The 5,991-nt window shown below is 43.8% G+C and carries 8 protein-coding genes; 2 read left to right on the plus strand and 6 right to left on the minus strand.

Annotation, left to right across the window (positions count from 1 at the left end):
- Positions 1-296: 6,7-dimethyl-8-ribityllumazine synthase (gene ribH / locus RDN93_RS21470; protein WP_308747361.1), on the minus strand; the 296-nt coding region annotated here is incomplete at its 3' end.
- Between the two features lie 161 nt (positions 297-457).
- A complete protein-coding gene (locus RDN93_RS21475) occupies positions 458-1,141 on the minus strand; it encodes a tol-pal system YbgF family protein (RefSeq protein ID WP_303877075.1) in 684 nt (227 codons plus the stop codon).
- Between the two features lie 160 nt (positions 1,142-1,301).
- Between RDN93_RS21475 and recF the strand changes: the two genes are divergently transcribed.
- Together recF and RDN93_RS21485 are read left to right on the plus strand one after the other, a co-directional pair.
- Positions 1,302-2,411: a DNA replication/repair protein RecF gene (gene recF / locus RDN93_RS21480; RefSeq protein WP_308747362.1), complete on the plus strand. Its 1,110-nt coding sequence runs from the start codon at positions 1,302-1,304 to the stop codon at positions 2,409-2,411.
- Positions 2,408-2,695 carry a DUF721 domain-containing protein gene (locus tag RDN93_RS21485; protein WP_175630220.1) on the plus strand — a complete coding sequence of 96 codons (288 nt, stop codon included), beginning with the start codon at positions 2,408-2,410 and terminating at the stop codon, positions 2,693-2,695. Before recF ends, RDN93_RS21485 begins: the two co-directional genes overlap by 4 nt.
- Here RDN93_RS21485 and RDN93_RS21490 read toward each other — a convergent pair.
- The 4 genes from RDN93_RS21490 to RDN93_RS21505 all read right to left on the minus strand — a co-directional run.
- Positions 2,682-3,473, minus strand: a complete 792-nt coding sequence (locus RDN93_RS21490; protein ID WP_308747363.1) for a histidinol-phosphatase — start codon at positions 3,471-3,473, stop codon at positions 2,682-2,684. The two genes, RDN93_RS21485 and RDN93_RS21490, sit on opposite strands and share 14 nt — an antisense overlap.
- Positions 3,418-3,942, minus strand: a complete 525-nt coding sequence (locus RDN93_RS21495; RefSeq protein WP_308747366.1) for a 5-formyltetrahydrofolate cyclo-ligase — start codon at positions 3,940-3,942, stop codon at positions 3,418-3,420. Before RDN93_RS21495 ends, RDN93_RS21490 begins: the two co-directional genes overlap by 56 nt.
- Entirely contained in the window at positions 3,920-5,671 is a 1,752-nt protein-coding gene (locus RDN93_RS21500) for a S41 family peptidase (protein WP_308747364.1), read from the minus strand. The genes RDN93_RS21495 and RDN93_RS21500 overlap by 23 nt, the downstream gene beginning before the upstream one ends.
- Before the next feature lie 30 nt (positions 5,672-5,701).
- On the minus strand, positions 5,702-5,991 hold a 290-nt coding region (locus RDN93_RS21505), incomplete at its 5' end, for a deaminase (protein WP_308747365.1).

The raw sequence follows: 5,991 nt of genomic DNA on the forward strand, positions 1-5,991 counted from the left end.
TCAAAATGTGGAGTATCTCCTTTAATTACGCAACCAATTGCAATAATTGCATCAATATCGCAATTTTCCATCATTTGGTTGGCGCCAAATGTAAGTTCGAAACTTCCCGGAACAGTTTTTACCAGAATATTTTCTTCTTTTGCTCCATGTTTTTTTAATGTATCGACCGCGCCTTTCAGCAAAGCGCCTGTTATATTGAAATTCCATTCGGATACAACGATGCCGAATTTCATATTTTCAGCATTCGGAATTGAATTAAAATCGTATTCGGATAAATTATGATAAGCTGTTGCCATGAGTAAATTATAGATTAAAAATTAAAAATTGGAAGTTTGGAAAGGTTTCTGGAAAAAAGGCACGGATTACACGGATTTCACGGTTGTAGTTGATAACTGTTTTTAATCCGTGTCAATCTGTGTAATCCGTGCCTGATATCTTATATATATAATAAGGTATCTTATTTTTTCATCAGTTTAGCCTGCTCGATATATTTGTCGATGTCCATAGCTTGGTAAGATTGGAAGTATTTGTCCTTGATCTTGGTATAAGCGCTTACTGCATCGTCAAATTTGCCTTGTTTCACCAGAATTTCTCCGGCTTGCAACAAGAAGATCGGACTCAATGTGTTGTTGTCAGCTTTGTCTGCTGCCGACAGCAAGGTAGAAGCTGCCTTGTCCAATTGTCCGAGTTGTGCATAGCAGTTACCTGCAGCACCCAGGATTGCGGGAGCAACCATTTGGTCTTTTCCGTTAAAGTCATCCAGCATTTTCACTGCTTCTTCATATTTGCCGAGTTGTGCATAGCAAATACCTGCATAAGCTTTTGCCAGATTAGCCGCCTTTGTTCCACTGTAATCGTCGGCTACTTTCAGGAAGCCGGCGAAACCGATGCTGTCACCGTTCAGTGCTTGCTCGAAAGCATCCTGTTCAAAGTATTCCTGTCCTTTGAAAAGAGCTGCCTGTGCTTTTTCTTCACGTGGTTCAGCATAGAGGTTTTTGTACATGATAATACCTGCTACAATAATAATCACAGCAACAACACCGCCGATGATTGCGTTTTTGTACTTGATAAGAAATGCTTCCGATTGTGTCAGTGCATCTTCTACGTTCAGATGTTCGTTCTGATTCTTTTGTTCTGCCATTTTATATGATTCTTTTTGTTATTATTCACGGTTTGATATTTCGACTCGCAAAAGTAGTTTTTTTATATCTACAAATGAAATTTAGAGCCATCTTTTTTTGTTTTACACCCGAAAACCACGAAAATCTTGCTACTTTTGTGAGCAAATTAACGTGTACATAATGATACTGAAACGAATATCCATATTAAATTATAAGAATTTGGAAGAAGTGGAGCTGGGATTCTCCGCCAAACTGAATTGTTTTTTCGGGCAGAACGGAATGGGAAAGACGAATCTGCTGGATGCGGTGTATTTCTTGTCTTTTTGTAAAAGTTCCGGCAATCCGATTGATTCTCAGAATATTCGTCATGAACAGGAGTTCTTTGTTATTCAGGGGTTTTATGAAGCTGAGGACGGGACTCCCGAGGAAATTTATTGCGGGATGAAACGTCGCTCAAAGAAGCAGTTCAAGCGTAATAAGAAGGAATATAGCCGCTTTTCCGATCATATAGGTTTTTTGCCTTTGGTGATGGTGTCGCCTGCCGACTCCGAATTGATTGCCGGGGGAAGTGACGAGCGGCGTCGGTTTATGGATGTTGTGATTTCGCAGTATGACAAGGAATATCTGGATGCGCTGATACGGTATAACAAGGCGTTGACACAACGGAATACTTTGCTGAAAAGTGAGTTCCCTGTGGAAGAGGAACTGTTTTTGGTGTGGGAGGAAATGATGGCGCAGGCCGGTGAAATTGTATTCAGGAAGCGTGAAGCGTTTATCAAAGAGTTTATTCCTATCTTTCAGTCTTTTTATTCTTTCATTTCCCAGGATAAGGAATATGTAGGATTGTCTTATGAATCTCATGCGCGGGAGGCTTCTTTGCTGGAAGTGTTGAAGCAAAGCAGAGAGCGGGACAAGATTATGGGATTCTCTTTGCGCGGGATTCATAAAGATGAGCTGAATATGCTGTTGGGCGAATTTCCGATAAAGAAAGAAGGTTCGCAGGGACAGAACAAAACGTATCTGGTAGCTTTGAAGCTGGCGCAGTTTGATTTTCTGAAACGTACCGGAAAAACTGTCCCTTTATTGTTGCTGGATGATATTTTTGATAAGCTGGATGCTTCGCGTGTGGAACAGATTGTCAAATTGGTGGCGGGCGATAACTTCGGACAGATATTTATAACGGATACGAACCGTGGACACTTGGATAGTATTTTGCATAAAGTGGGCAGTGATTATAAGATTTTCCGTGTGGAAGAAGGAGTCATTCACGAAATGGAGGCTGAACAATGAAACGCAATGATGCCGAACAAATAGGAAAACTGATTCAGCAGTTTCTTCGCCAAGAGAGTCTGGAGTCTCCGTTGAACGAACAAAGATTGCTGGATGCCTGGCCCAAAATACTGGGACCTGCGGCAACCTATACCAGCAATCTTTATATTCGTAACCAGACTTTATATGTGCATCTTACTTCTGCCGCTCTACGTCAGGAGCTGTTGATGGGGCGCGAAATGCTGATACGTGCACTCAATGAGAAAGTAGGAGCTACGGTAATTACAAATATCATTTTCCGTTAAGGAAAGGAATCCGGTCTATTGTTTTTATTCCCAGTTCTTTCAGAATCTTGGTGGCGCGGTCATAATAGAAAGGCGTTTCCAAATATTGGTTATTATGTGCATCCACTCCGATAATGGCAGTACAACCTTCGTGGGCTGCTATTTCCCAAAAATCGGGGTGGGGAATAGTTGTAATTCCATGAGTGTCATTGTACTCTTCATAGCCGAGGTTATACTCCAACGGCAGATTTAACCGTGCCGCTGTCCGGCAGATATGTCTGCTGACTAGTTTGCAGTGACGGTCGAATCGGGGGTAGGAGCGCATGAATAAATCAGGATGTGCCAGATAAGCGAATAATCCGCTTTCCATCCCTTCGATAGAGCTCTCTTCGTAAAGTTCGAGCATATCCACCGTATCTGTATGCCTGCCGAAGTAGGGGAACTTTTCGTCCGTGTGAAAATGGTGATTCCCGAAAATGACGTAATCCAACTGGTATTCCTTGATGATGCCTTTCAGCCAATGCAGGTAATCCGGGAAATATTCACATTCCAGTCCAATTCTCAGACTGATTTGGTCTTTGTACTTTTCCCGTAACGAACGGAGACTTTCTACATATTCCGGCAATTCTTCGGGGGTCATGCGGATGTCCGATATATAGCCGGTGCGGTATTTCCACGGGGTATGGTCTGAGAAACCTAATTCTTGATAACCGCCTTTGATGGCGCTTAAAACAAATTCTTCGTCACTCCCTGTCGCATGATGGCAGCGGGTGGTATGGGTGTGATAATTCGTTCTCATTGCTTGTTATGATTATGTCCATGCGAATGTCATATGATTCCGCAGGAACTTCTTCTACTAATTGAAATGGAAAACAAATACCTGCCTTGAAAGCAGACGGAATGCGTGGCAGAAGACGGTCGTAATAGCCCTTTCCCCGTCCCAGCCGGTTGCCTTTTGAGTCAAAAGCGACTCCGGGAACGGCGATGAAGTCTATGGCGGCATAGTCTGTGAATAGTTCACCGGTCGGTTCTTCTATACCATAACTGCCGGTTGCCATATCTTCAGGGCCGCTATATATACGTAATTCCAAGTCGTCACCTACAACTACCGGAAGCACGATCCGCTTTTTATTGCTCCATTTCCGGATAAACGAGTGCGTGTCTACTTCGTCTTTTAGCGAATGATAAAGTAATATAGTATTTGCCGCCCTAAAAGCCGGATGGGCTTCGAGGGCGGCAAGTACTTTAGCTGATTGCAACTTCCGCATAGCTGAATCCTCGTGACGGGTCTTCAGTGATGCTATATACTTGCGCAGTTCTTTTTTTCTTTCCATCTTTTTTGTCCTTTGTCACTTCTTCCTCTTCGACTGCTACCGGAGCTTTAGGAAAAGCTTCTCCTTTTTCGAGTATCTCGATTCCTTTATTGACAGTAGCATCTGTCTTATTGAAGTATTGGAGATAGGCTTCCAGTCCCAGCATATTGTAGATGATGTTGCCATAGATATTCTTTTCCAGCAGTTTATATGATTTCTGGATAAGGATATTTCTTCTTTTCACTCCCTTGCTGTCGGCAAAACGAACAAACTGTTCAACCAGGCCTTGGTGGCGTAGATAGTTCAGCAGTTCTTCTTCCGTTTCATATTGACTGAGCTTTTTCCGGTTATTGTCCGTGTATTGGAATGTAAACTGGATAGTCAGTCCACGGTTGATGACTGTAGAAAGATAGGAAGTGACTCCTGTCGTATCCTGTGGCACAAATATATCGGGCATGATACCGCCACCGCCGTATACAGTACGTCCCAGGCTGGTGTTATAGCGTTCATTCTCATTTTGCTTGATGCTGTCGCGTGAGAAGAACTCTCCGTGTTCGTAACGGTTGTATAAGTCCAGTTCGTAGTTGCGGTCTTTACCACTTTCGTAAGGTCGTTGGATGCAGCGTCCGGACGGAGTGTAATAGCGGGCAATCGTCAGGCGGATAGCCGAACCGTCACTGAAATCGATAGGCTGCTGGACGAGTCCCTTGCCAAAAGAACGGCGTCCTACTACCGTACCCCGGTCATTATCCTGGATAGCTCCGGTAAAGATTTCACTGGCTGAGGCAGAACCTTCGTCAATCAATACGACGAGCGGCATCTTCTGGCAACTACCTGTGCCGTTGGCAAATTCTTCTGCACGCGGATATTTGCGGCCTTGGGTATATACGATAAGTTTGCCTTCGGGCAGGAATTCATTTACCATACGGATAGCGGCTTCCATGTATCCGCCGGTGTTGCCGCGCAGGTCGATAATCAGTCCTTTACATTTCTTATGGTTAAGTTGCGCCAGTGCATTGAGCAATTCTACATGGGTGGTACGGCCGAACTTGCTGACCTTCACGTAACCGATGTCATCATTCACCATATAGGCTGCATCCACTGTGTTTTGTGGAATATCACCACGGGTAATGCTGAAATTCAGTAAGTCTTTTTCTCCCATACGCTTGACTCCCAACTTCACTTGAGAACCTTTAGGCCCTTTGAGAGTGCGCATGGCTCGCTCGTTGGTCACTTTTTTGCCGACGAACAGACTGTCGTCTACCATGACGATACGGTCGCCCGCCATCAGACCTACTTTTTCAGAAGGACCGCCTTGAATGACTGCATTCACATGAATTGTGTCGTTCTGTATAGTAAACTGGATACCGATTCCGCTAAAGCTACCTTCCAGTTCAGAGTTGACTTCTTCGAGATTCTGAGCCGGAATATAAGTTGAATGTGGATCGAGCTCGGCCAGAATTTGCGGCATTGCTTTTTCTACGAGGTCGGTCATATTAACTGTGTCTACATACTGGTCATCTACGATTCGCAACAATGCATTCAGCTTGTTGGAAGAACCGTTTATGATACCCAGGCGGTTGCCGGCGAAATGCTTGGCATAAAATGTGCCGATAAGAATTCCGATTACCACGCTGACAGCTATGATGACAGGTGTGAAACGTGAAGAGTTCTTTGTACTCATGTCTATTCCTTTTTTAAAACGTTCGTTTTACTATTTGTCCGAAGCAGAATTGTTATCCGGTTCTGTATAGATGACTTCAATTCCTGCCCGTTTTAATAATTCTATTCCATCTTCCAGGCGATAATGTTCGGAATAAACTACCCGTTTGATTCCTGCCTGTATGATTAACTTCGCACATTCAATGCAGGGTGAAGCCGTGACATACATCGTGGCTCCGTCGCTGCTGTTATTTGAACGTGCTATTTTTGTAATGGCGTTCGCTTCTGCATGCAGAACGTATGGTTTTGTCAGGTTGTTTTCATCCTCACATACATTCTCGA

It is taken from the genome of uncultured Bacteroides sp. (assembly GCF_902491285.1).
In the GTDB taxonomy this organism is placed as follows: Bacteria; Bacteroidota; Bacteroidia; order Bacteroidales; family Bacteroidaceae; genus Bacteroides.